The organism is Streptomyces sp. NPDC048411 (assembly GCF_040704695.1).
In the GTDB taxonomy this organism is placed as follows: Bacteria; Actinomycetota; Actinomycetes; order Streptomycetales; family Streptomycetaceae; genus Streptomyces.
Window position 1 is genome coordinate 1 of record NZ_JBEZKL010000113.1, and the last position, 23,701, is coordinate 23,701.

The 23,701-nt window shown below is 68.3% G+C and carries 20 protein-coding genes and 1 riboswitch; of the genes, 15 read left to right on the top strand and 5 right to left on the bottom strand.

From position 1 onward, the window contains the following. The 3 genes from AB0915_RS29595 to AB0915_RS29605 all read left to right on the top strand — a co-directional run. On the top strand, nt 1-454 hold a 454-nt coding region (locus AB0915_RS29595), incomplete at its 5' end, for an ATP-binding protein (protein WP_366693999.1). Next, nucleotides 451-1,149: a response regulator transcription factor gene (locus AB0915_RS29600; RefSeq protein ID WP_366694000.1), complete on the top strand. Its 699-nt coding sequence runs from the start codon at nt 451-453 to the stop codon at nt 1,147-1,149. The genes AB0915_RS29595 and AB0915_RS29600, both read left to right, overlap by 4 nt. A 163-nt stretch (nt 1,150-1,312) precedes the next feature. Next, nucleotides 1,313-4,468 (top strand): efflux RND transporter permease subunit, encoded by a 3,156-nt coding sequence (locus tag AB0915_RS29605; protein WP_366694001.1) that lies wholly within the window; start codon nt 1,313-1,315, stop codon nt 4,466-4,468. Between the two features lie 129 nt (nt 4,469-4,597). Here the strand turns inward: AB0915_RS29605 and nadA are convergent, their stop codons facing one another. Beyond that, nucleotides 4,598-5,806, bottom strand: coding sequence for a quinolinate synthase NadA (gene nadA / locus AB0915_RS29610; protein WP_366694002.1), 1,209 nt, complete (start codon nt 5,804-5,806; stop codon nt 4,598-4,600). Nucleotides 5,807-6,110: 304 nt separating this feature from the next. Between nadA and erpA the strand changes: the two genes are divergently transcribed. Continuing rightward, nucleotides 6,111-6,467: an iron-sulfur cluster insertion protein ErpA gene (gene erpA / locus AB0915_RS29615; RefSeq protein ID WP_189540679.1), complete on the top strand. Its 357-nt coding sequence runs from the start codon at nt 6,111-6,113 to the stop codon at nt 6,465-6,467. A 213-nt stretch (nt 6,468-6,680) separates the two neighbouring features. On the opposite strand, the gene AB0915_RS29620 is transcribed toward erpA, so the two are convergent. After that, complete coding sequence (locus tag AB0915_RS29620; RefSeq protein ID WP_366694003.1) at nt 6,681-8,129, bottom strand: hypothetical protein; 1,449 nt, start codon at nt 8,127-8,129, stop codon at nt 6,681-6,683. A gap of 139 nt (nt 8,130-8,268) precedes the next feature. Continuing rightward, nucleotides 8,269-8,466, bottom strand: coding sequence for a hypothetical protein (locus AB0915_RS29625; RefSeq protein ID WP_366135076.1), 198 nt, complete (start codon nt 8,464-8,466; stop codon nt 8,269-8,271). Between the two features lie 159 nt (nt 8,467-8,625). Between AB0915_RS29625 and AB0915_RS29630 the strand changes: the two genes are divergently transcribed. Continuing rightward, the gene (locus AB0915_RS29630; RefSeq protein ID WP_366694004.1) at nt 8,626-9,600 is read left to right on the top strand and encodes a carbohydrate kinase family protein; all 975 of its coding nucleotides are present in this window, start codon (nt 8,626-8,628) and stop codon (nt 9,598-9,600) included. 10 nt (nt 9,601-9,610) lie between these two features. On the opposite strand, the gene AB0915_RS29635 is transcribed toward AB0915_RS29630, so the two are convergent. Further along, complete coding sequence (locus AB0915_RS29635; protein ID WP_366694005.1) at nt 9,611-10,993, bottom strand: aminotransferase class V-fold PLP-dependent enzyme; 1,383 nt, start codon at nt 10,991-10,993, stop codon at nt 9,611-9,613. A 325-nt stretch (nt 10,994-11,318) separates the two neighbouring features. Between AB0915_RS29635 and coxB the strand changes: the two genes are divergently transcribed. From coxB to AB0915_RS29655, 4 genes are all read left to right on the top strand, one after another. Then, on the top strand, nt 11,319-12,281 hold the full coding sequence (gene coxB, locus AB0915_RS29640) for a cytochrome c oxidase subunit II (RefSeq protein ID WP_366694006.1): 963 nt from the start codon (nt 11,319-11,321) through the stop codon (nt 12,279-12,281). Continuing rightward, nucleotides 12,278-14,014, top strand: coding sequence for a cytochrome c oxidase subunit I (ctaD, locus tag AB0915_RS29645; RefSeq protein ID WP_366694007.1), 1,737 nt, complete (start codon nt 12,278-12,280; stop codon nt 14,012-14,014). Before coxB ends, ctaD begins: the two co-directional genes overlap by 4 nt. Further along, the gene (locus AB0915_RS29650; protein ID WP_366694008.1) at nt 14,011-14,409 is read left to right on the top strand and encodes a cytochrome c oxidase subunit 4; all 399 of its coding nucleotides are present in this window, start codon (nt 14,011-14,013) and stop codon (nt 14,407-14,409) included. The genes ctaD and AB0915_RS29650 overlap by 4 nt, the downstream gene beginning before the upstream one ends. A 127-nt stretch (nt 14,410-14,536) precedes the next feature. Beyond that, entirely contained in the window at nt 14,537-15,793 is a 1,257-nt protein-coding gene (locus AB0915_RS29655; protein WP_366694009.1) for an Ig-like domain-containing protein, read from the top strand. 75 nt (nt 15,794-15,868) lie between these two features. Here AB0915_RS29655 and AB0915_RS29660 read toward each other — a convergent pair whose 3' ends face one another. Beyond that, nucleotides 15,869-16,270, bottom strand: coding sequence for a hypothetical protein (locus AB0915_RS29660; RefSeq protein ID WP_366135069.1), 402 nt, complete (start codon nt 16,268-16,270; stop codon nt 15,869-15,871). A gap of 187 nt (nt 16,271-16,457) precedes the next feature. On the opposite strand from AB0915_RS29660, the gene AB0915_RS29665 reads away from it, so the two are divergent. The 6 genes from AB0915_RS29665 (at nt 16,458) to AB0915_RS29690 (ending at nt 23,637) form a co-directional block, all read left to right on the top strand. Beyond that, the gene (locus AB0915_RS29665; protein ID WP_266986533.1) at nt 16,458-17,078 is read left to right on the top strand and encodes a heme-copper oxidase subunit III; all 621 of its coding nucleotides are present in this window, start codon (nt 16,458-16,460) and stop codon (nt 17,076-17,078) included. A 62-nt stretch (nt 17,079-17,140) separates the two neighbouring features. Further along, a complete protein-coding gene (locus tag AB0915_RS29670) occupies nt 17,141-17,950 on the top strand; it encodes a c-type cytochrome (protein ID WP_366694010.1) in 810 nt (269 codons plus the stop codon). Further along, a complete protein-coding gene (locus AB0915_RS29675) occupies nt 17,947-18,999 on the top strand; it encodes a Rieske 2Fe-2S domain-containing protein (RefSeq protein ID WP_366694011.1) in 1,053 nt (350 codons plus the stop codon). The genes AB0915_RS29670 and AB0915_RS29675 overlap by 4 nt, the downstream gene beginning before the upstream one ends. After that, nucleotides 18,996-20,621 carry a ubiquinol-cytochrome c reductase cytochrome b subunit gene (locus tag AB0915_RS29680; protein ID WP_366694012.1) on the top strand — a complete coding sequence of 542 codons (1,626 nt, stop codon included), beginning with the start codon at nt 18,996-18,998 and terminating at the stop codon, nt 20,619-20,621. The genes AB0915_RS29675 and AB0915_RS29680 overlap by 4 nt, the downstream gene beginning before the upstream one ends. Nucleotides 20,622-20,744: 123 nt before the next feature. After that, nucleotides 20,745-21,809, top strand: coding sequence for an anthranilate phosphoribosyltransferase (trpD, locus tag AB0915_RS29685; protein WP_366694013.1), 1,065 nt, complete (start codon nt 20,745-20,747; stop codon nt 21,807-21,809). A gap of 84 nt (nt 21,810-21,893) precedes the next feature. Next, a riboswitch (SAM riboswitch) is annotated at nt 21,894-22,011 on the top strand. Nucleotides 22,012-22,182: 171 nt separating this feature from the next. Further along, on the top strand, nt 22,183-23,637 hold the full coding sequence (locus tag AB0915_RS29690) for an aminotransferase class V-fold PLP-dependent enzyme (protein WP_366694014.1): 1,455 nt from the start codon (nt 22,183-22,185) through the stop codon (nt 23,635-23,637). Nucleotides 23,638-23,701: the final 64 nt, after the last annotated feature.

The window sequence follows — 23,701 nt, forward strand, 5'->3', positions numbered from 1 at the left end:
TCTCCCCCCACCCGCCGATCTCCCCTTCTATCTCGGGGTGTCGGCGCGGGGGCGGGGGCTCCCGGTCGTGGTCGCCTGCGTCGACCGCAGGCCACCGCTGCCCGCGGCCGTCGACCTGGCCGCCTACCGGGTGATCCAGGAGGCGCTGACCAATGTGCGCAAGCACGCGGGTCCCGGGGCGAAGGCCGAGGTCAGTGTCGTACGGGTCGGGGCGACGGCCGAGGTCACGGTCCTCGACAACGGCACGGGCAGCCAGGGCGCGGGCGCCGGAGCCGACGGCGGCGGCCACGGTTTGCTCGGCATGCGCGAGCGCGTCACCGCCCTGGGGGGCATCCTCACGGCCGGGCCCCGCTACGGCGGCGGATTCAGGGTTCATGCGATCCTGCCGGTCAAGGCCCGCACGGGAGAGCCGGGGACGCCGGGCATGGCGGGCCGGACGGGGGAAGGCGCATGACACCATCACCCATCAGGGTCCTGCTCGTCGACGACCAGGCGCTGCTGCGCAGCGCGTTCCGGGTGCTGGTCGACTCGGAGCCCGGCATGCAGGTCGTCGGCGAGGCGGCCGACGGCGCGGAGGCCGTGGCGCTGACCCGCTCGGCGCGCCCCGATGTGGTGTTGATGGACATTCGGATGCCTGGTATGGACGGACTGGCCGCGACCCGGATGATCAGCGCCGACCCGGAGCTGGCGGACGTACGGGTCGTCATGCTCACCACCTTCGAGGTGGACGAATATGTGGTGCAGTCGCTGAGGGCCGGTGCCTCAGGCTTCCTCGGCAAGGGCGCCGAACCGGACGAACTGCTCAATGCCATCCGTATCGCCGCGGATGGCGAGGCGCTCCTCTCGCCGGCCGCCACCAAGGGACTGATCGCCACCTTCCTTGCGCAGGGCGGCAGTTCGGACGGTGAGGGGCCGAGCGCCGCAGAGTACTCCGAACGGCTCGACGCACTCACCGGCCGCGAACGAGAGGTACTGGTCCTCGTCGCGGGCGGGCACTCCAATGACGAGATCGCCGAGCGCCTCACCGTCAGCCCACTCACCGTCAAGACCCATGTGAACCGGGCCATGGCGAAACTGGGTGCCCGCGACCGGGCTCAATTGGTGGTATTTGCTTACGAATCGGGCCTGGTGCGCCCACGGGTGGAATGAAGGGTGGAAGCGGCGTACTCCACCTGCGGTATGCGCCACATAAGAAAGTGACCCTGGGGTCGACGATTCTGCCCCTGTGGATGAGCGATGGTGTAGCTGGGCCGGGTCTGTCCCCGAGTCACCCGCCCACCTGCCGCGTAAGCCACAGAAGAGAGACCCACCCATGTCCTGGCTGTCCAGATTCAGCCTCGCGCAAAGGGCCCTGATCGGGCTGATCTCGATCGTCGCGCTCGTCTTCGGAGCGATCGCGATCCCGCAGCTGAAGCAGCAGTTGCTGCCCACCCTCGAACTCCCGATGGTCTCGGTGCTCGCCCCCTACCAGGGTGCGTCTCCCGATGTGGTCGAGAAGCAGGTCGTCGAACCGCTCGAGAAGTCCATCAAGGCCGTCGACGGCGTCACCGGCGTGACCTCGACCGCCAGCGAGGGCAACGCCGTCATCATGGCGTCCTTCGACTTCGGCAGCGAGGGCACCAAGCAGCTCGTCGCCGACATCCAGCAGGCGGTCAACCGCGCCCGCATCCAGCTGCCCAACGATGTCGACCCGCAGGTCATCGCCGGTTCGACGGACGACATCCCGACTGTCGTCCTCGCCGTCAGCTCCGACAAGGACCAGCAGGCGCTCGCCGACCAGCTGGACCGCACGGTCGTCCCCGCCCTGGAGGACATCGACGGTGTCGGCCAGGTCACCGTCGACGGTGTCCAGGACCTTCAGGTCTCCATCACCCCCGACGACAAGGAGCTCGCGGCCGCCGGTCTGAACGCCGGATCCCTTGCCCAGGCCCTCCAGGCGGGCGGCGCCACGGTCCCGGCCGGATCGTTCTCGGAACAGGGCAAGAGCCGCACCGTCCAGGTCGGCGGGGCCTTCACCTCCCTCAAGCAGATCGAGGACCTGCGGGTCACCGGTCAGGACCCGGCCACCGGCAAGCCCGGCAAGCCGGTCCGCATCGGCGACATCGCCACGGTGAAGCAGGAGCCGTCCACCGCGGTCTCCATCACCCGTACCAACGGCAAGCCGAGCCTCGCCGTGATGGCCACGATGGACAAGGACGGCAGCGCCGTCGCCATCTCGGACGCCGTCAAGGACAAGCTCCCGGACCTCCGCAAGGACCTCGGCGCCGGCGCCGAACTGACCGTCGTCTCCGACCAGGGCCCCGCCGTCTCCAAGGCGATTTCCGGTCTGACCACCGAGGGCGCGCTCGGCCTGCTCTTCGCGGTCATCGTGATCCTGGTCTTCCTCGCGTCGCTCCGCTCGACGCTGGTCACCGCGGTCTCCATCCCGCTCTCCGTGGTTCTCGCGCTGATCGTGCTCTGGACCCGCGACCTGTCACTCAACATGCTCACGCTCGGCGCGCTGACCATCGCGATCGGCCGCGTCGTCGACGACTCGATCGTGGTCCTGGAGAACATCAAGCGTCACCTCGGCTACGGCGAGGAGCGGCAGTCCGCGATCATCACCGCGGTCAAGGAAGTGGCCGGCGCGGTCACGTCCTCGACCCTCACCACGGTCGCGGTCTTCCTCCCGATCGGTCTGGTCGGCGGCATGGTCGGCGAGCTGTTCGGCTCGTTCTCCCTGACCGTCACCGCGGCCCTGCTCGCCTCCCTGCTGGTCTCGCTGACCGTGGTCCCCGTCCTGTCCTACTGGTTCCTGCGCGCACCCAAGGGCAGCACCGAGAACCCGGACGAGGCCCGTCGCAAGGCCGAGGAGAAGGAAGCCCGCAGCAGGCTCCAGCGGTTGTACGTCCCGGTGCTGCGCTTCGCGACCCGGCGCCGCATCACCAGCATCGCCATCGCCGTCGCCGTGTTCGTCGGCACCTTCGGCATGGCGCCGCTGCTCAAGACCAACTTCTTCGACCAGGGCGAGCAGGAAGTCCTCTCCATCAAGCAGGAGCTGGCCCCCGGCACCAGCCTGGCGGCCGCCGACGAGGCGGCCAAGAAGGTCGAGAAGCTCCTCGACGAGGACAAGGGCGTCAAGGACTACCAGGTCACCGTCGGCTCCTCCGGTTTCATGGCGGCCTTCGGCGGCGGTACGGGCGCCAACCAGGCCTCCTACCAGGTCACCCTGAAGGACTCGGCCGACTTCGACGCCACCCAGAAGCGCATCGACAAGGGTCTCGGCAAGCTCGACGGCATCGGTGACACCACCATCGCCGCGGGCGACGGTTTCGGCAGCCAGAAACTCAGCGTCGTGGTCAAGGCCGCCGACGCGGACGTCCTGAAGAAGGCCTCCGAAGAGGTCCGGGCCGAGGTGGCGAAACTCAAGGACGTCACCGACGTCCAGAGCGACCTGGCGCAGAGCATCCCGCGGATCTCGGTCAAGGCCAACGCCAAGGCCGCGGACGCCGGCTTCAACCAGACCACGCTCGGCGCGGCCGTCGCCGGAGCGGTGCGCGGCACCCCGTCCGGCAAGGCGATCATGGACGACACCGAGCGTGATGTCGTCATCAAGTCAGCCCACCCGGCCACCACGATGGCCGAGCTGAAGAACCTCGCGCTCGGCCCGGTCAAGCTCGGTCAGATCGCCGACGTCGAGCTGGTCCCCGGACCGGTCTCGATGACCCGGATCGACGGCCAGCGCGCCGCGACCGTCACGGCCAGGCCGACCGGTGACAACACCGGTGCGGTCAGCGCCTCGCTCCAGACGAAGATCAACGCTCTGAAGCTCCCGGACGGCGCCACCGCCTCCATCGGCGGGGTCTCGCAGGACCAGAACGACGCGTTCATGAAGCTCGGCCTGGCCATGCTCGCGGCCATCGCGATCGTCTTCATGCTGCTGGTCGCGACCTTCCGGTCCCTGGTCCAACCGCTGATCCTGCTGGTCTCCATCCCGTTCGCGGCCACCGGCGCCATCGGCCTCCTCGTCGTCACCGGCACCCCGATGGGCGTCCCGGCGATGATCGGCATGCTGATGCTGATCGGCATCGTGGTGACCAACGCGATCGTGCTGATCGACCTGATCAACCAGTACCGGACGCAGGGCATGGGCGTCGTCGAAGCAGTCATCGAGGGCGGCCGCCACCGCCTCCGCCCGATCCTGATGACGGCACTCGCGACGATCTTCGCCCTGCTCCCGATGGCGCTCGGTGTCACCGGCGAGGGCGGCTTCATCTCGCAGCCCCTCGCGGTCGTGGTGATCGGCGGCCTGGTCACGTCGACGCTGCTGACGCTGCTGGTGGTGCCGACGCTCTACGCGATGGTGGAGCTCCGCAAGGAGCGCCGCGCGACGAAGAAGGCCATCAAGCGCGCGAAGAAGGCGGGCGTTCCGGGCCCGGTCCCGTTGGAGGAGACCACCTCCGAGGAGCCGGAGCCTGCGAAGGCCTGACGTCCGGCACACACGAAGACCCCGGCACCGGTGAACGGTGCCGGGGTCTTCCTGTGCCGGCCTGCCGGGCCCGTACGGGCGGCCCCGGCCCCCAGGCGGGGGCGGAGGCCCGGGGAGCCCTTGCTGCCCCTACGGGATCGCCAGCATCCGCTCCAGCGCCAGCTTCGCGTACTTCTCCGTCTCGGGGTCGACCTCGATCCGGTTGACCAGGTTCCCCTCGGCCAGCGACTCCAGCGCCCACACCAGGTGCGGCAGGTCGATCCGGTTCATCGTCGAACAGAAGCAGACCGTCTTGTCGAGGAAGACGACCTCCTTGTCCTCTGCGGCGAACCGGTTGGCCAGGCGGCGCACCAGGTTCAGCTCGGTGCCGATCGCCCACTTCGAGCCGGCCGGGGCCGCCTCCAGGGCCTTGATGATGTACTCCGTCGAGCCGACGTGGTCCGCCGCGGCCACGACCTCGTGCTTGCACTCGGGGTGCACCAGCACATTGACGCCCGGGATGCGCTCGCGCACGTCGTTGACGGAGTCCACCGAGAAGCGCCCGTGAACCGAGCAGTGCCCGCGCCACAGGATCATCTTCGCGTTCCGCAGCTCCTCGGCGGTGAGGCCGCCGTTCGGCTTGTGCGGGTTGTAGAGGACGCAGTCCTCCAGCGTCATCCCCAGGTCGCGGACCGCGGTGTTCCGGCCCAGGTGCTGGTCGGGGAGGAAGAGGACCTTGCCCGCCGAGGGCTCCCTCTGCTCGAAGGCCCACTCCAGGGCGCGCTTCGCATTGGACGAGGTGCAGATCGTGCCGCCGTGCCTGCCGGTGAAGGCCTTGATGTCGGCGGAGGAGTTCATGTACGAGACGGGTACGACCTGTTCGGCGACCCCGGCCTCGGTCAGTACGTCCCAGCACTCGGCGACCTGCTCGGCGGTGGCCATGTCGGCCATCGAGCAGCCCGCGGCCAGGTCCGGCAGCACGACCTTCTGGTCGTCCGTGGTCAGGATGTCCGCGGACTCCGCCATGAAGTGCACACCGCAGAAGACGATGTACTCGGCTTCCGGCCGGGCGGCCGCCTCGCGGGCGAGCTTGAACGAGTCGCCGGTGACGTCCGCGAACTGGATGACCTCGTCGCGCTGGTAGTGGTGGCCGAGAACGAAGACCTTGTCCCCGAGCTTCTCCTTGGCCGCGCGGGCGCGCTCCACCAGGTCCGGGTCGGACGGGGAGGGCAGATCGCCGGGGCACTCGACGCCGCGCTCACTCTTCGGGTCGGCCTCGCGACCGAGCAGCAACAGGGCGAGGGGCGTCGGCTGGACGTCGAGGTCCTGGACGGGGTGGGCCGTGGTCACGTCACGCACCCTTTCTTCTTTGCAGATAAGCCTTTTCGTCTAATTGACGTTATCTATCATATCCGGTTCACGTCACTTTGACGATGCCGATAGCGTCTATGTGACGAATTCCCTCTGGGCGTGGTCGGGGGCCGTCCCGGAGTCCCGAGAGGCCTCCTTGCTCCGCCCGGCACCTCTTCGCCCCGCCCGGCACCTCTTCCCGGAGGGGTGTGCGAGCATGAAAGGAACAGGCAAGCGCTCGGCCCGGAATGAATCCGCGGTCCCGACGGTTGCAACGTCGGCAAGCAGTCCGCACAACCCGGGAGAGAAGCAGATGTCCGTATCGGACGAGACCACCACCGTGAGCGACGGCATCCTCCTGTCCGACGCCGCCGCAGCCAAGGTCAAGAGCCTGCTGGAGCAGGAAGGCCGTGACGACCTGGCGCTGCGCGTCGCCGTTCAGCCCGGCGGTTGCTCGGGCCTGCGCTACCAGCTCTTCTTCGACGAGCGTTCGCTCGACGGCGACGTCGTGAAGGACTTCGACGGCGTCAAGGTCGTCACCGACCGGATGAGCGCTCCGTACCTGGGTGGTGCCTCCATCGACTTCGTCGACACCATCGAGAAGCAGGGCTTCACGATCGACAACCCGAACGCCACGGGCTCCTGCGCCTGCGGCGACTCCTTCAGCTAAGTCGCGAAGGCGGTATCGGGCAGCAGTGCCTGACGAAGGCGGCGGCCCCCGGATTCCGGGGACCGCCGCCTTCAGTCATGTCGGGCGTCGATCACCCGACTGCCACCGACGTCACGTGCCCAGTATCGGGACGACCCTCCGCCTTGCGATCGCACGCACCAGACGCAGCCTGGCCCGCCCTACGGGCGGACGACGCTACTTTCGACACACGCCCTAGCCGCGCGGCACCGTGCCGCCCGCCGCGTCGAGCACCTTCCGGTCACCCAGCGGGGCGTCCAGCGTCACCGTCCGCGTCAACTCCTTGGCGATCATGATGCAGACCTTCTTCGGGTCCGGGGTCGACTCGGTGATCGTCACCCGTACCGCGTCCGCGCTCTCGGTCGCGCTGGCCGCGTACGTACTGCACACCCCGCCCCAGAACGTCACCCTCAGCGTCCGGCCGTCCGCGGTGTACGAGGTCAGCTGATGCGTGGACCGGGACGCGTCCCCCGTGCCCGGATCCGGCCTCGGGTCCTTGGAAGGCTTCGCCAGCGAGTCCGGGTCCACCGCGACCTGCGCCACCGTCTTGCCCGTCCCGCCAGCTGCCGGCCGCACCGAGAAGAGCCACGACGGTACGAGCGTCTGCTCGCCGTCCACGTACCGCATCGCAAGGCTGAAAACCGCCTTGTCGACCGTCACGGTCGTCGTCTCCCGCTCTGCTCCCGTCCGTGTCCCGCACCTGACAGCCGACGACTTCGGTTCGCCCTCCTCCAGCGGTACGGAGGTGGCGCACCCGCCGACGTCGCTCCGCGAAGCGGCCGAGCGGCCGGCCTTGTTCAGCTGCTTCAGCGCATCGTCCGCGCTGATCACCGGATACTCCGCGCCTTTCTCCAGGCTCTTCAACTGCCCGCTGCCGCCGACTACTTGACCGTCCGGCCCTACCTGGATCCCGGTCGCCCAGCCGTACGTGGGCAGCCCGCCCACCACTGGGTTCGCGTTCACTACCCTTACCGAGCCCATGAGTTGGGACGCGTCGAGGGCGGCACCGTCCTGGCCCGCCGCCTTCAGCACGGGCACGGCGGCGGCCTTGGCGGCGTTCTCGCTCACCGGCGATTCCGTGCCGCCCGGCGCCACGTCCTTGCCCGCACACGCCGTCGTGCTGCGGCAGTTGTCCGTTCCGCCGGAGCCGAAGCGGGCGAAGGACCAGGTGCCCGGCGCCTGCTTGTTCACACGCAGGACCGGACCCGAGCCGTCCCCGTCGGACCCCACCTTCCAGGCCGCGCCCTCGGCCCGCGGGGTGCCCTCCAGGCCCAGAACCTTCGCCAGCCGGGTCACCTCCGCCGCGGAGACCGTGCCCTTCGCGCGGTGGACGGCGGCCTTGGCCGGGCCGTCGGGCAGCTTGCCGGACGGGCGGTAGACCACGCCGTCACCGCTGGGGTCGGGCTCGCCCGGGGCGATACCCTCCTGGGGTGCCGTCGGGCTTGACGCACCCTCGTCGAGCGCGAGCAGGGGAGGCGTGCGGTCACTGCTGCCCGCGCGGCTGCTGCTGCCGCCGTCCGCGGCAGCCCAGTACGCGCTGCCGCCCCCGGCGAGCAGCACCGCTGCCGCCACCGAGGCCACGGCCAGCGGCGACCGCCGCCGCCGGGGGGCAGTCACGTCGTTGTCGGGTCGCTCGGTGCTCACCGGATCGCTCCTTCGACTGCGTTGCCGTCACTATGACCGTCGCACGGCCATCGCCTGTCCCGCGAGTGCGGACAGGGGTGGGACGGAGCAGGAGGGCACCCGGTTCCCCGAGGGCGCCGGAAGTGAGCGGTTGCGGCCGTCAGTCGCCGTACTCGGACATCGCGTCGATCAGCCGTGCGGACGCGTCCGGAACGGTGACACCATGAATCAGGGACGGCGCGACAGGGGCGGGGGCGGCCTTGGCGGGTACGACCCAGTGCGGAGCCATCCGTGCGCAGTCACCGCGCAGCTCGGCCAGGCTGATCTCGGACTCACGCGGGGCGATGTTGTTCGGCATGTCCGCACCGTAGGCACCGCAGGCCTCAGGATAAAAGACCTACTATCGGGTAGTTTTTCCCCTTCAGGGCGAGTACGGCGAACGGGTAGCGTGAACTGTCACGCCGTCCCGGGAACGCAGACACCCGTTCCCCCCGACCCCTGCAGGAGCAGTCTTCCCGTGCGCATCGCAGTCACTGGCTCCATCGCCACCGATCACCTCATGACCTTCCCCGGCCGTTTCGCCGACCAGCTGGTCGCCGATCAGCTGCACACGGTCTCGCTCTCCTTCCTGGTCGACAACCTCGATGTGCGCCGGGGCGGTGTCGCCGCCAACATCTGCTTCGGCATGGGCCTGCTCGGTACCGACCCGATCCTGGTCGGCGCCGCGGGCTCCGACTTCGACGAGTACCGTGCCTGGCTCGACCGGCACGGCGTCGACACCGGTTCGGTGCGGATCTCCGAGGTCCTGCACACCGCCCGTTTCGTCTGCACGACGGACGCCGACCACAACCAGATCGGCTCCTTCTACACGGGCGCGATGAGCGAGGCCCGGCTGATCGAGCTGAAGGCCGTCGCCGACCGCGTCGGCGGTCTCGACCTCGTCTCGATCGGCGCCGACGACCCGGAGGCGATGCTCCGCCACACCGAGGAGTGCCGCTCCCGGGGCATCGCGTTCGCCGCCGACTTCTCGCAGCAGATCGCGCGGATGGACGGCGACGAGATCCGGATCCTCCTCGACGGGGCCATGTACCTCTTCTCCAACGAGTACGAGAAGGGGCTCATCGAGTCCAAGACCGGCTGGACCGACGAGGAGATCCTCGGCAAGGTCGGCTACCGCGTCACCACGCTCGGAGCCCGCGGCGTCCGGATCGAGCAGGCCGGTCAGGAGACCATCGAGGTCGGCTGCCCGGAGGAGGAGACGAAGGCGGACCCGACCGGTGTCGGTGACGCCTTCCGCGCCGGTTTCCTCTCAGGCCTCGCCTGGGGCGTCAGCCTGGAGCGCGCAGCGCAGGTCGGCTGCATGCTCGCCACGCTGGTCATCGAGACGGTCGGCACCCAGGAATACACCCTGCGCCGCACCCACTTCATGGACCGCTTCACCAAGGCGTACGGTCACGACGCCGCCGCAGAGGTCCGCGCCCACCTGCGCTGATCCGGGCAGGCTACGAAAGCCGGCGGACCACATAGGCCGAGCCCCGGTCCGCCGGCTCCTCACCGACGTACTCCTGCTCCCGCATCTCGCACCACGCGGGGATGTCCAGCCGCGCAGCCTCGTCGTCGGAGAGCACGGTCACCGTCCCGCCCACCGGCACCTCTCCGATCACCTTTGCGAGTTCGATCACCGGGATCGGGCACCGCTTCCCCAGCGAGTCGACCACCAGGGACGCGGCCGTCGCGGGGGAGGGGGCGGGGGGGACAGGTGCGCCCAGCCTCTCCCGTACCCCTGCCACCACCCCCGGCAGCACCCGGAGGAAGCGGTCGACGTCCTCCTCCGTGGTGCCGGCCGGCAGGGACACCCGGACGTTGCCCTCCGACAGCACTCCCATCGCCTTCAGCACATGGCTCGGCGTGAGCGTGCTGCTCGTGCAGGACGAACCGGACGACACGGAAAATCCCTCACGGTCCAGTTCGTGGAGGAGTGTCTCCCCGTCGACATAGAGACAGGAGAAGGTCACCAGGTGCGGCAGCCGCCGCACCGGATCGCCGACCACCTCCACATCGGGCACGACCGAGCCCACTGTGGCTCGAATCCGGTCCACCAGCGCCCGCAGCCGTACGGACTCCGCCGCTGCCTCGGCCCGGACGGCCCGCAACGACGCCGCCGCCGCCACGACGGCCGGGATGTTCTCGAACCCGGCGGCCCGCCCCGACTCCCGTTCGTCCGCCGCGCCCTGGGGCGCGAACCGGACTCCCTTGCGTACGGCGAGCAGCCCCACCCCCGAGGGCCCGCCCCACTTGTGGGCACTGGCCGCCAGCAGCGACCAGCCGCCCGGCACCGGGCCCCAGCCCAGCGACTGCGCGGCGTCCACCAGCAGCGGTACGCCCGCCGCCCGGCAGGCCTCCGCGACCTCGGCCACCGGCTGCTCCGTACCGACCTCGTGGTTGGCGGACTGCAGGCAGGCCAACGCGGTGTCCTCGCGCAGGGCCTCCCCGTACGCCGCCGCGCTCACCGCCCCCGCCCGGCCCACCGGCACCTCGGTGAACATCCCGCCCTGAGCCTCATGGGCGGCGGCCGAATGGAGCACCGACGAGTGTTCGACCGCCGAGACCACCAGATGGCGGCCGACACGCCGACGCCCGGCGAGGGCTCCGGAAATTCCTGAGTGCACCGCCCGGGTTCCCGACGAGGTGAAGGCCAGCTCGTCCGGGCGGCATCCCACCGCCTCCGCGGCGGCCTCCCGGGCCGCGTCCAGCAGCAGCCGGGCCCGCCGCCCCTCCCGGTAGAGGCGGGCCGGGTCGGCCCAGCCCTCGTCCAGTGCGGCAAGCAGCGCCTGGCGGGCTACGGGGTGCAGAGGTGCGGAGGATGCGGCATCGAAGTAGGGCACATGTCCACGCTAGTGCCCCTCCCGGCAAGCTCTGCCCCGTCGGGCAAACACTGCCGGTCACGGAACTGGCTCGCGCCTGCCGCCGCCTCCGCACGGGCCGCTCACGCAGTCAGGGGAGGGCCCGTCAGATGGCGGCCGGAGGCCCGGATTCCACCCCTTCGGGGTGTCGGGCGGCGCGTTGGGCACCCTCCCCGCGCGACCCCAAATGGCGTCCAGTAGGGTTTGGTCCGCATAAACATCCAAACCCCTGCCCGCGTCAGGGCGGCGACCGACCAGACAGACGGCCGCGCCGAACACGCGGGCGAGACTCTCGGGAAGGCGCTACGTGAGTCCCAACGGCTCCGACCGCTCGTCGCGGCGCCCGATGCGGCGGAAGCTGCCGCAGGTGCTGACTGCGGGCCTGATCCTGGCGACCGCCACCGGTTGCACATACAAGGACTTTCCCCGCCTTGGTATGCCCACGCCGGTAACGGAAGAGGCACCACGGATCCTTTCCCTCTGGCAGGGCTCGTGGGCGGCAGCGCTCGCCACGGGTGTGCTGGTCTGGGGCCTGATCCTGTGGAGTGTCATCTTCCACCGGCGCAGCCGCACCAAGGTGGAGGTACCTCCGCAGACCCGGTACAACATGCCCATCGAGGCGCTGTACACCGTGGTCCCTCTCATCATCGTCTCGGTGTTGTTCTACTTCACCGCGCGCGACGAATCGAAGCTCCTCACGCTCTCCCCGAAGCCCGCCCACACCGTCAACGTGGTCGGCTTCCAGTGGAGCTGGGGCTTCAACTACATCGAGAACGTGGACGGCTTGGCCTCCACGGGCCGAGAGATCCCCAAGGAGCTCGACGCCATCCCCGACCGGCTCCGGAAGGACTTCCCCGAGGGTGCGGAAGGCGTCTACGACGTCGGCATCCCGGGAACCCGGAACCCGCAGAACGGCAACCCGGGTCCGACCCTGTGGCTGCCGAAGGGCGAGAAGGTCCGCTTCGTGCTGACTTCGCGTGACGTCATCCACTCCTTCTGGGTGGTGCCGTTCCTCATGAAGCAGGACGTCATTCCGGGCCACACCAACTCCTTCGAGGTGACTCCCAACCAGGAGGGCACCTTCAAGGGCAAGTGCGCCGAGCTCTGCGGCGTCGACCACTCCCGGATGCTCTTCAACGTCAAGGTCGTCTCCCCGGAGCGCTACCAGGCGCACCTCAAGGAGCTGGCCAAGAAGGGCCAGACGGGCTACGTGCCGGCCGGTATCGAGCAGACGAAGCCGGCCAGGAATGCGGAGACGAACAAACTGTGAGCATCCTCAATGAACCTCAGGGTGCCGCGGCAGCAGACGACTCGTACGAGGACGAGCTGCCGGCCCGCCTGAAGCAGCCGGGAAACGTCGTCGTCAAGTGGTTGACCACCACTGACCACAAGACGATCGGCACGATGTACCTGGTCACGTCGTTCGCGTTCTTCTGCATCGGCGGTCTGCTGGCGCTCTTCATGCGCGCCGAGCTGGCCCGTCCCGGCACGCAGATCATGTCGAACGAGCAGTTCAACCAGGCGTTCACGATGCACGGCACGATCATGCTGCTGATGTTCGCGACGCCGCTGTTCGCCGGGTTCGCGAACTGGATCATGCCGCTGCAGATCGGCGCGCCCGACGTGGCGTTCCCGCGGCTGAACATGTTTGCGTACTGGCTGTACCTCTTCGGCTCGATCATCGCGGTGGCCGGCTTCCTCACCCCGCAGGGTGCGGCGGACTTCGGCTGGTTCGCCTACTCCCCGCTCTCGGACGCCGTCCGTTCGCCGGGTGTCGGCGCCGACATGTGGATCATGGGTCTGGCCTTCTCCGGCTTCGGCACGATCCTCGGTTCGGTCAACTTCATCACCACGATCATCTGCATGCGTGCACCCGGCATGACGATGTTCCGGATGCCGATCTTCGTGTGGAACGTCCTGCTGACCGGTGTGCTGGTCCTGCTGGCCTTCCCGGTGCTCGCCGCCGCGCTCTTCGCGCTGGAGGCGGACCGCAAGTTCGGTGCGCATGTGTTCGACGCGGCCAATGGCGGCGCGCTGCTCTGGCAACACCTCTTCTGGTTCTTCGGCCATCCAGAGGTGTACATCATCGCCTTGCCATTCTTCGGAATCATCTCCGAAGTGATCCCGGTGTTCAGCCGGAAGCCGATGTTCGGCTACATCGGCCTGGTCAGCGCCACGATCGCCATCGCGGGCCTGTCCGTGACCGTGTGGGCTCACCACATGTACGTCACCGGCGGTGTGCTGTTGCCGTTCTTCTCGTTCATGACGTTCCTCATCGCGGTACCGACCGGTGTGAAGTTCTTCAACTGGATCGGCACGATGTGGAAGGGATCGCTGTCCTTCGAGACACCGATGCTCTGGGCCGTCGGCTTCCTGGTCACCTTTACCTTCGGTGGTCTGACCGGCGTCATCCTGGCCTCGCCGCCGATGGACTTCCACGTCTCGGACTCGTACTTCGTCGTCGCGCACTTCCACTACGTCATCTTCGGCACCGTGGTCTTCGCGATGTTCTCCGGATTCCACTTCTGGTGGCCGAAGTTCACCGGCAAGATGCTGGACGAGCGGCTCGGCAAGATCACGTTCTGGACGCTGTTCGTGGGCTTCCACGGCACGTTCCTGGTGCAGCACTGGCTCGGCGCGGAGGGTATGCCGCGTCGTTACGCGGACTACCTCGCCGCCGACGGCTTCACCCTGCTGAACACGATCTCGACGATCTCCTCGTTCCTCCTCGGACTGTCGATGCTGCCGTTCTTCTACAACGTGTGGAAGACCGCCAAGTACGGCAAGAAGATCGAGGTCGACGACCCGTGGGGCTACGGCCGTTCGCTGGAGTGGGCAACCTCCTGCCCGCCGCCGCGGCACAACTTCCTCACCCTGCCGCGGATCCGCTCCGAATCCCCGGCGTTCGACCTGCACCACCCGGAGATCTCGGCGCTCGAACAGCTGGAGCACCACTTCGAGGCTGACAAGGCCCTCGCTGGTGGCAAGGAGGCCGGCAAGTGAAGATCCAGGGCAAGATGTTCCTCTGGCTGAGCGTCTTCATCCTCGCCATGGCAATCACCTATGGCGTGTGGTCGAAGGAGCCGGCCGGTACCACCGCGCTGGTCCTGGGCTTCGGTCTGAGCGTCATGATCGGCTTCTACCTGGCCTTCACGGCGCAGCGCGTCGACGCGATGGCTCAGGACAACAAGGAAGCCGATGTCGCGGACGAGGCCGGCGAGGTGGGGTTCTTCTCCCCGCACAGCTGGCAGCCGCTGTCACTGGCCATCGGTGGCTCCCTGGCCTTCCTGGGAATCATCTTCGGATGGTGGCTGCTCTACTTCTCGGCCCCGATCGTCATGATCGGTCTGTTCGGCTGGGTCTTCGAGTACTACCGCGGTGAGAACCGCACCCAGTGACACCGCTCCACCGGTGACACAGCTCCACCTGACGGGGGGCCCGCACTTCTCCTCCACGAGAAGTGCGGGCCCCCCGTTTGCAGTCACCCGACGCGCTGAAACTGATGAATCTTCTTAGCGTGGGTTCATGAACCTCACGCCGCGCTTCCGGCCCGTAGCGAGCTGCACACTGCTGGTCGTGACCCTGGTTGCAGGGGCGACCGCCTGTGGTGGGCCCGATGGTCATCCGCTGTCCGCGCAGCCGTACGACGCGGCGGACGAGATCTCCTTCAACACCCCGGAGGGTGGCAAGAAGGCTGATCCCGACAAGCCCCTCGAAGTCACCGTCACGGGTGACGACGGCCGGATCACGGACGTGACGGCCGTGGACACGGCCGGACACCATCTCGCGGGTGAACTCGCCGCCGACGGGAGCCGCTGGCACTCCACCGCCCCGCTCGCCGCGGGCACCCGATACACCGTCAAGGTCAGCGTCGAGAACGGCGACGGCGCCCCGGGCGCCCGTACGCTCGCTTTCGAGACGGCCTCGGCGAAGAAGTTCCTGAAGGTCGCCTTCGGCCCGCAGGCAGGCACCTACGGCGTCGGACAGCCCATTACGGCGGTACTCAGCGCTCCGGTCAGGGACAAGGCCGCCAGGGCCACCGTGGAACGCTCCCTGAAGGTCCGGTCCACGCCCTCCGTGCCGGGTTCCTGGTACTGGGTCGACGACAAGACCCTGCACTACCGCCCGCAGGAGTACTGGCCCGCCAGGGCCACCATCGAGGCCACCAGCACCTTGGCGGGCATCAAGGTCACCAAGACGCTGTACGGGGCTCCCGCGAAGGCGTTGAAGATCACTACCGGCGACCGCATAGAGGCCATCACCGACGCCTCCACGCACTCCATGACGGTCAAGCGCAACGGACGAGTGATCAAGACCATTCCGGTGACCACCGGCAGGCCCGGCTTCGCCACCCGCAACGGCATCAAGGTCGTGCTGAGCAAGGAGTACTCCGTACGCATGCGCGGGGAGACGATCGGCATCGCGGCAGGCTCATCCGACTCGTACGACCTGCAGGTCTACTACGCGACCCGCGTCACCTGGAGCGGCGAATACGTGCACGCGGCCCCCTGGTCCGTCGGCTCACAGGGGCTCGCGAACGTCAGCCACGGCTGCACGGGCATGAGCACCAGTGAGGCCGCGTGGTTCTTCAACACCGTGCGCGAGGGGGACATCGTCAAGGTCGTCGGCAGCCAGGGTGCGACGATGACACCGTTCGACAACGGCTACGGCGACTGGAACCTGTCCTGGGCCAACTGGCAGAAGGGCAGCGCCCTGCAGAACAGCACCACGCCGGACCGCTCGGACACGATCCAGGCGGCGCGCCTGCGCCCCGAGGTCTGACCGGCCAGGGGAGTGCGCTGCCCCTCGGTGGGACATGGAGAGCCGCGGGTGCCGCCGCGGCGGCACCAGGGCCGGTCAGGCGTCCGCGCAGAGCCTGTTGCGCAGCAGGGCGGCCAGGGCGTCCGCGAACTCGACCGGCTCGACCGGAAGGGTCACCGCGGCGTCCGCACGGCTCCAGGTGGCCAGCCAGGCGTCCTGAGGGCGCCCGATCAGCAAGAGCACCGGCGGACAGCGGAAGACCTCGTCCTTGATCTGCCGGCAGACGCCCATGCCGCCCGCCGGGGCCGTCTCGCCGTCCAGCACGCACACGTCGATGCCACCGCTCTCCAGAGCGGTCAGGACGGCGGGCAGGGTGGCGCACTCCACGAACTCCAGCGGTGGCACGTCCGCCGCAGGCCTGCGACCGGCGGCCAGCCTCACCTGCTCACGGGTGTTGGCATCGTCGCTGTAGACCAGGACCGTGGCGGTCGGCTGCATTGTTCCTCCGTGACATCTGTGTCTTCGGGGCTCTCGGGGCATGAACCGATGCGCGGATCGTACTCCGGCGGACAGCCTGTCAGCACCGGTAATGACGCGGATTCGATGGGCCGTTCGGGGAGGACACACCCTGCTGACACACCGAACGGCACCCCCCGGAGTGAGGGCGGGATAAGCGACCGACATAATGTCGGTCGTGGCGACAGCAACGACAGTAGAAACCGGGCACGCGCACCCGTCGGTCAATCGACCGAACCTCACCAGCGTCGGAACCATCATCTGGTTGAGTTCCGAGCTGATGTTCTTCGCGGCCCTCTTCGCGATGTACTTCACCCTGCGATCGGTGATGGGTCCCGACCACTGGAAGGAAATGGCTTCGGCCCTGAACTTCCCGTTCTCGGCGACGAACACCACGATCCTGGTGCTCTCCTCCCTCACCTGCCAGCTCGGCGTCTTTGCCGCGGAGCGGGGCGATGTGAAGAAGCTCCGTGCCTGGTTCGTGATCACTTTCGTGATGGGTGCGATCTTCATCGGAGGCCAGGTCCTGGAGTACACCGAGCTGGTGAAGAAGGACGGCCTCTCGCTGTCCTCCGACCCGTACGGCTCGGTGTTCTACCTGACCACCGGCTTCCACGGTCTGCATGTGACAGGCGGTCTCATCGCCTTCCTGCTCGTTCTGGGCAGGACATACGCAGCCAAGAGGTTCACCCACGAACAGGCGACCGCCGCCATCGTCGTGTCCTATTACTGGCACTTCGTCGATGTCGTGTGGATCGGCCTCTTCGCCACGATCTACATGATCAAGTAACCGGGCTCGAACCCGAACCACATCCAGCATCGACGCAGAAGATCCTGACACCGGGGTAATCCGTGAAAAAGCTCTCCGCACGACGACGCCATCCGTTGGCGGCGGTCGTCGTACTACTCCTCGCGCTGGCGGCCACTGGGGGGCTGTACGCCGCGTTTGCGCCCGCGAGTAAGGCGCAGGCCGACGACACCGCCCAGTCCCTCGCCATTGATGAGGGCAAGAAGCTGTACTCCGTCGGTTGCGCCAGCTGCCACGGAACCGGCGGTCAGGGCACCACCGACGGGCCGAGCCTGGTCGGTGTGGGCTCCGCCGCCGTCGACTTCCAGGTCGGCACCGGCCGTATGCCGGCGCAGCAGCCGGGTGCCCAGGTACCGAAGAAGAAGGTCATCTACACCCAGGCCGAGATCGACCAGCTCGCGGCGTACGTCGCGTCGCTCGGCGCCGGCCCGATCGTGCCGACCAAGGACCAGGTCAACCCTGATGGTGCGGACATCGCCAAGGGTGGCGAGCTGTTCCGTACCAACTGCGCGCAGTGCCACAACTTCACCGGCGAGGGCGGTGCGCTGTCGAAGGGCAAGTACGCGCCCAGCCTTGAGGGCGTGGAACCGAAGCACGTGTACGAGGCCATGCAGACCGGCCCGCAGAACATGCCGTCCTTCCCCGACACGACGATGCCCTCGCAGCAGAAGCGGGACATCATCGCGTACATCAAGACCGTGAACAGCGCCGAGTCCGAGACCCCTGGTGGCCTCAAGCTGGGCGGGCTCGGTCCGGTCAGCGAGGGTCTGTTCGCCTGGATCTTCGGTCTCGGCGCACTGATCGCAGTTGCCGTTTGGGTCGCGGCCCACACCGCTAAGGCCAAGAAGTCATGAGTAGCCAAGAGATTCCAGAAGAGAACCTGCCTGCTGAGCAGGGCACCGCGCACACCGCGGTAGAGGTCGCGGACGACCCGTTCGCAGACCCGGGGCTGCCGGCCCACAGGCCGCGCATCCAGGACATCGACGAACGGGCCGCGAGGCGGTCGGAGCGCACGGTCGCGCTCCTGTTCCTGCTGTCCATGGTGGCGACGGTCGGCTTCATCGCCTCGTACGTCATCTTCCCGGTCGACGAGATCGTGTACATCTGGCCGTTCGGCCACGTGAGCGCGCTCAACTTCTCCCTGGGTCTGACCCTGGGTGTGGCCCTCTTCGCGATCGGAGCGGGCGCCGTCCACTGGGCGCGTACGCTGATGTCCGACGTGGAGGTGGCTGACGACCGCCACGCCATCGCGGCCGAGCCCGAGGTCAAGGCGAAGGTTCTCGCCGACTTCGCGGCCGGCGCCGAGGAGTCCGCGCTCGGCCGGCGCAAGCTGATCCGCAACACCATGTTCGGTGCGCTGGCCCTGGTGCCGCTCTCCGGTGTGATGCTGCTGCGCGACCTCGGTCCGCTGCCGGAGAAGAAGCTCCGCAACACCCTGTGGGCCAAGGGCAAGCAGCTCATCAACATGAACACGATGCTGCCGCTGCGTCCCGAGGACGTCGCCGTCGGTTCGCTGACCTTCGCCATGCCCGAGGGCCTGAACGAGGACGCGGAGGACTTCCAGAACCAGATCGCCAAGGCCGCTCTGATGATCATCCGTATCCAGCCGGAGAACATCAAGGACAAGCGCGAGCGCGAGTGGGCCCACGAGGGCATCGTGGCCTTCTCGAAGATCTGCACCCACGTCGGCTGCCCGATCAGCCTGTACGAGCAGCAGACGCACCACGTGCTCTGCCCGTGCCACCAGTCCACCTTCGACCTCTCCGACGGCGCCCGCGTCATCTTCGGTCCGGCCGGTCACGCCCTTCCGCAGCTGCGGATCGGTGTGAACGCCGAGGGCAACCTCGAAGCGCTCGGTGACTTCGAAGAGCCCGTCGGTCCTGCCTTCTGGGAGCGCGGATGAGTACTGTGACCGACACCAAGCGCAAGGCGCCCGCCGGTGAGCGGGTGGCCGACTGGGCGGACGGCCGGCTCGGGATCTACTCCCTGGCCAAGGCCAACATGCGCAAGATCTTCCCGGACCACTGGTCCTTCATGCTCGGTGAAGTAGCCCTCTACAGCTTCATTATCATCATCCTCACGGGTGTGTATCTGACGCTGTTCTTCCACCCGAGCATGAACGAAGTCGTGTATCACGGCTCGTACGAGCCGATGCAGGGCATCCGGATGTCCGAGGCCTACGCCTCGACGCTGGACATCAGCTTCGACGTCCGCGGTGGTCTCCTGGTCCGCCAGATCCACCACTGGGCCGCGCTGATCTTCCTGGCCGGCATGTTTGTGCACATGATGCGCGTCTTCTTCACGGGTGCGTTCCGCAAGCCGCGTGAGATCAACTGGCTGTTCGGCTTCCTGCTGTTCGTGCTGGGTATGTTCACCGGCTTCACCGGCTACTCGCTCCCGGACGACCTGCTCTCCGGTACGGGTGTCCGCTTCACCCAGGGCGCGATCCTGTCGATGCCGATCGTCGGCACGTACATCTCGATGTTCCTGTTCGGCGGGGAGTTCCCCGGTCACGACTTCGTCGGCCGGTTCTACTCGATCCACATCCTGCTGCTGCCGGGCATCATGCTCGGCCTGCTGGTGGCGCACCTGATCCTGGTCTTCTACCACAAGCACACGCAGTTCGCGGGTCCCGGCCGGACGAACAAGAACGTCGTCGGCATGCCGCTGCTGCCGGTGTACATGGCGAAGGCGGGAGGCTTCTTCTTCCTGGTCTTCGGCATCATCGCCATCATCGCGGGCATCGCCTCGATCAACCCGATCTGGGCCATCGGCCCGTACCGCCCGGACCAGGTGTCCACCGGCGCCCAGCCCGACTGGTACATGGGCTTCGCCGAGGGTCTGATCCGAGTGATGCCTGGCTGGGAGATCAACCTCTGGGGTCACACGCTCGTCCTGGGCGTGTTCATCCCGCTGATGGCCTTCGGACTGGTGCTCGCGATCATCGCGGTCTACCCGTTCGTCGAGTCCTGGATCACCGGGGACAAGCGCGAGCACCACATCCTGGACCGCCCGCGCAACGCCCCGACCCGGACGGCCTTCGGCGTCGCCTGGATCACCGAATACGTCATCGTCTTCATCGGCGGTGGCAACGACCTCTGGGCCACGCACTTCCACCTCTCGCTGAACGCCATCTCGTGGTTCGTCCGGATCTTCATCTTCGTGGGGCCGGTCGTCGCGTTCATCGTGACGAAGCGGATCTGCCTCGGCCTTCAGCGCCGGGACAAGGAGAAGGTGCTGCACGGACGCGAGTCCGGCATCATCAAGCGCCTGCCGCACGGTGAGTTCGTCGAGATCCACGAGCCGCTCGGTCCCGAGCAGCTGCACACGCTCACCGCGCACGAGCAGTACAAGCCGGTCGAGATCGGCCCGACGGTCGACAAGAACGGTGTCGAGCGCAAGGTGCCCGCGATGCAGAAGCTGCGGGCCAAGCTCAGCAAGGGCTACTTCGGCGAGCACAACCAGATCGAAAAGGCCACCGCCGAGGAGTACAAGGAGATCACCAGCGGCCACGGCCACCACTGATCACCTGAACTGATCGCCACAGCGGGAGCCCCGTCCATTCGATGGACGGGGCTCTTCGCTGTCTCTGGGGCTCGATAGGGTGGGGTGCATCCCCTTTTCGGCTGTGGACCCCAGGAGCGGACCATGAACGTTGTGACCCCGGTCGGCGGCGACAGCGTGGCGGCTCGTTCCTGGCCGGGCGTGCTGAACCCGCTGCTGCGTGGCGAGGACCTCACCGCCGACGACACCGCGTGGGCGATGGACAGCATCATGAGCGGCGAGGCGACCGACGTGCAGATCGCCGGTTTCGCCGTCGCCCTGCGGGCCAAGGGCGAGACCGTCGACGAGGTCACCGGACTCGTCCGCGCGATGTACGAGCACGCCACCACGATCCACGTGCCGGGCCGCACGGTCGACATCGTCGGCACCGGCGGCGACCTCGCCAAGACGGTCAACATTTCCACGATGTCCGCGATCGTCGTCGCGGGCACGGGCGCCAAGGTCGTCAAGCACGGCAACCGGGCCTCCTCCTCGGCCAGCGGCGCCTCCGACGTCCTGGAGAAGCTGGGCGTCAACCTGGAGCTGACCCCGCAGCGTGTCGCCGCGGTGGCGGAGGAAGCCGGCATCACCTTCTGCTTCGCCGTGAAGTTCCACCCCGCCCTGCGGTACGCGGCGAGGGCCCGCAAGGAGCTCGGTGCGCAGACCACGTTCAACATCCTCGGGCCGCTCACCAACCCGGCGCAGGTGCGCTCCCAGGCCGTCGGTGTCGCCGATCCGAAGATGGCTCCCATCGTCGCGGGCGTGCTCGCGGCGCGCGGCAACTCCGCGCTCGTCTTCCGCGGCGACGACGGTCTGGACGAGCTGACGACCACGGCGACCTCCCGGGTCTGGGTGGTCCGCGACAAAGAGGTGCGCGAGGAGGCGTTCGACCCGCGCGACGTTGGTCTGCAGATGGTGCCCGTCGAGGCGCTGCGCGGCGCCGACGCGTCGTACAACGCCGATGTGGCCCGCCGGCTGCTGGCCGGCGAGACCGGTCCGGTACGCGAAGCGGTGCTGCTCAACTCGGCGGCGGCGCTGGTGGCGCTGGACCCCGGCGAGGGCACGCTGAACGAGCAGCTCGCCGCCGGAATGGCGAAGGCCGCCGAATCCATCGACTCGGGTGCGGCCCGGGCGGCGCTGGAGCGCTGGGTGGCGGTCAGCAACACCTGACCGTACGGAAACATGGCACAGGGCGCAGTCCAGATCTTGGACTGCGCCTTGCACGTCGGCGCGCGTATGGCAGGATGCTGGTCAGGTCATGAGTGACAGCGACTACGGCCCCGGCCCGCTGTCCGGCAACCCTCCGTCCGTGGCGGGGTGCCCCGGGTGAAGACCAGGCCGTAGGCAGCGAGGTCTGCGGCAAGCGCGGACCCCTCGACATCTCTGAATGTCACCTCCCTGGGGTCCTGGTCCTCAAGGAGCCTCTTGTGAGCAAGCGAATGCGATAGGGCCCAAGGCCCTTCTCCGCACACCCTTTCTTCTTCCTGCGCTGCCGCGTGTCCGCCGGCGCAGTGAATTCGCCTGCCTCTTACGGGAGTTCGCCATGTCTGTCTTCACCGCTGCCGCCGACCAGTCCATTTGTACCCCGCTGCCCGTTCTCGGGCGGGATGTGACCGTTCCTCTGGTGACCGGTGGTGAAGTCACGTATGCCGCCCTCGACTACGCGGCCAGCGCCCCGGCCCTGCAGCGCGTGTGGGACGACGTCGCCGCGTACGCCCCGTACTACGGCAGCGTCCACCGCGGCGCCGGCTACCTCTCGCAGCTCTCCACGGACCTCTTCGAGAACAGCCGCAAGACCGTCGCGGAGTTCCTCGGCTGCCGCCCCGAGGGAGACCAGGTGATCTTCACCCGGTCGACGACCGACTCGCTGAACCTGCTCGCCGCGGTACTCCCCGCCGACTGCCAGGTCTTCGTGTACGAGACCGAGCACCACGCCTCGCTGCTGCCCTGGCGCGACGCCCGCGTCACCTACCTCAACGCCCCGCGCACCCCGGCCGAGGCCGTCGAGACGCTGGAGCGGGCACTCGCCGACCGCGACCCTTCCCCGAGTTCTCAACTCCGTTCGAGCAGGGGAGGTCCCATCGGACCGGCGCTGGTCTGCGTCACCGGCGCCTCCAATGTCACCGGTGAGCTGTGGCCGGTGAAGGAGCTCGCCGCCGCCGCCCACGCGCACGGCGCCCGGATCGTGCTCGACGCCGCGCAGCTCGCCCCGCACCACCCGGTGGACATCGCCGGGCTCGACGTCGACTGGGTCGCCTTCTCCGGACACAAGCTGTACGCGCCGTTCGGCTCCGGTGTCCTCGCGGGCCGCGCCGACTGGCTGCAGGACGCCGAGCCGTACCTCGCCGGTGGCGGCGCCTCGCGGAAGGTCGCCCGGCGCGCCGACGGCGGAGTGGACGTCGAGTGGCATTCGACCGCCGCCCGCCACGAGGCCGGTTCGCCCAACGTCATCGGCGTCCACTCCATCGCCTCCGCCTGCAAGGCGCTCACCGAGGCCGGCTTCGACCGGCTCGTCGCCCGGGAGCAGCAGCTCGTCACCCGGGTCCGCGCAGGCCTCGCCGAGGTCCCCCAGGTCAAGGTGCTGTCGCTGTTCGGTGACGACGCCCCGCGGGTCGGCGTCATCTCCTTCGTGGTGGAGGGCTGGAACAGCTCGCACTTCGCCGCGGCGCTCTCCGCCGAATACGGCATCGGGGTACGCGACGGACTGTTCTGCGCCCACCCGCTGGTCCGCACCCTGCTGGGCGGCGGCCCGCAGGACCCGGGGGAGTGCGGTGCGCCGGAGGCCGAGCCGGGCGAGCTCCCCCAGTCTCGAACGGACTCGACCGGGGGGACCCCCTTGCTGAACGCGATCCGGGTCAGTTTCGGCGCCGGTACGCCGGACGAGCACATCGAGCGCTTCGTCCGCGCGGTCAGGGAACTGGTGAGCAAGGGGGCCCGGTGGACCTATCGCACCGAGGACGGCCGCTGTGTCCCGGACCGGGGCGCAGCGCAGATCTGACGGGCCCGTCGTACTTCGGCCGGGGACGGGCCGCCGTGCCCCGCCCCCGCCGCAGTAAACCCCC

Coding starts and splice junctions, on each gene's coding strand:
- AB0915_RS29600 (WP_366694000.1), top strand. CDS start 451: ATGACACCATCACCCATCAGGGTCCTGCTCGTCGACGACCAGGCGCTG.
- AB0915_RS29605 (WP_366694001.1), top strand. CDS start 1,313: ATGTCCTGGCTGTCCAGATTCAGCCTCGCGCAAAGGGCCCTGATCGGG.
- erpA (WP_189540679.1), top strand. CDS start 6,111: ATGTCCGTATCGGACGAGACCACCACCGTGAGCGACGGCATCCTCCTG.
- AB0915_RS29625 (WP_366135076.1), bottom strand. CDS start 8,466: ATGCCGAACAACATCGCCCCGCGTGAGTCCGAGATCAGCCTGGCCGAG.
- AB0915_RS29655 (WP_366694009.1), top strand. CDS start 14,537: ATGAACCTCACGCCGCGCTTCCGGCCCGTAGCGAGCTGCACACTGCTG.
- AB0915_RS29660 (WP_366135069.1), bottom strand. CDS start 16,270: ATGCAGCCGACCGCCACGGTCCTGGTCTACAGCGACGATGCCAACACC.
- AB0915_RS29665 (WP_266986533.1), top strand. CDS start 16,458: ATGTCGGTCGTGGCGACAGCAACGACAGTAGAAACCGGGCACGCGCAC.
- AB0915_RS29675 (WP_366694011.1), top strand. CDS start 17,947: ATGAGTAGCCAAGAGATTCCAGAAGAGAACCTGCCTGCTGAGCAGGGC.
- AB0915_RS29680 (WP_366694012.1), top strand. CDS start 18,996: ATGAGTACTGTGACCGACACCAAGCGCAAGGCGCCCGCCGGTGAGCGG.
- trpD (WP_366694013.1), top strand. CDS start 20,745: ATGAACGTTGTGACCCCGGTCGGCGGCGACAGCGTGGCGGCTCGTTCC.
- AB0915_RS29690 (WP_366694014.1), top strand. CDS start 22,183: ATGTCTGTCTTCACCGCTGCCGCCGACCAGTCCATTTGTACCCCGCTG.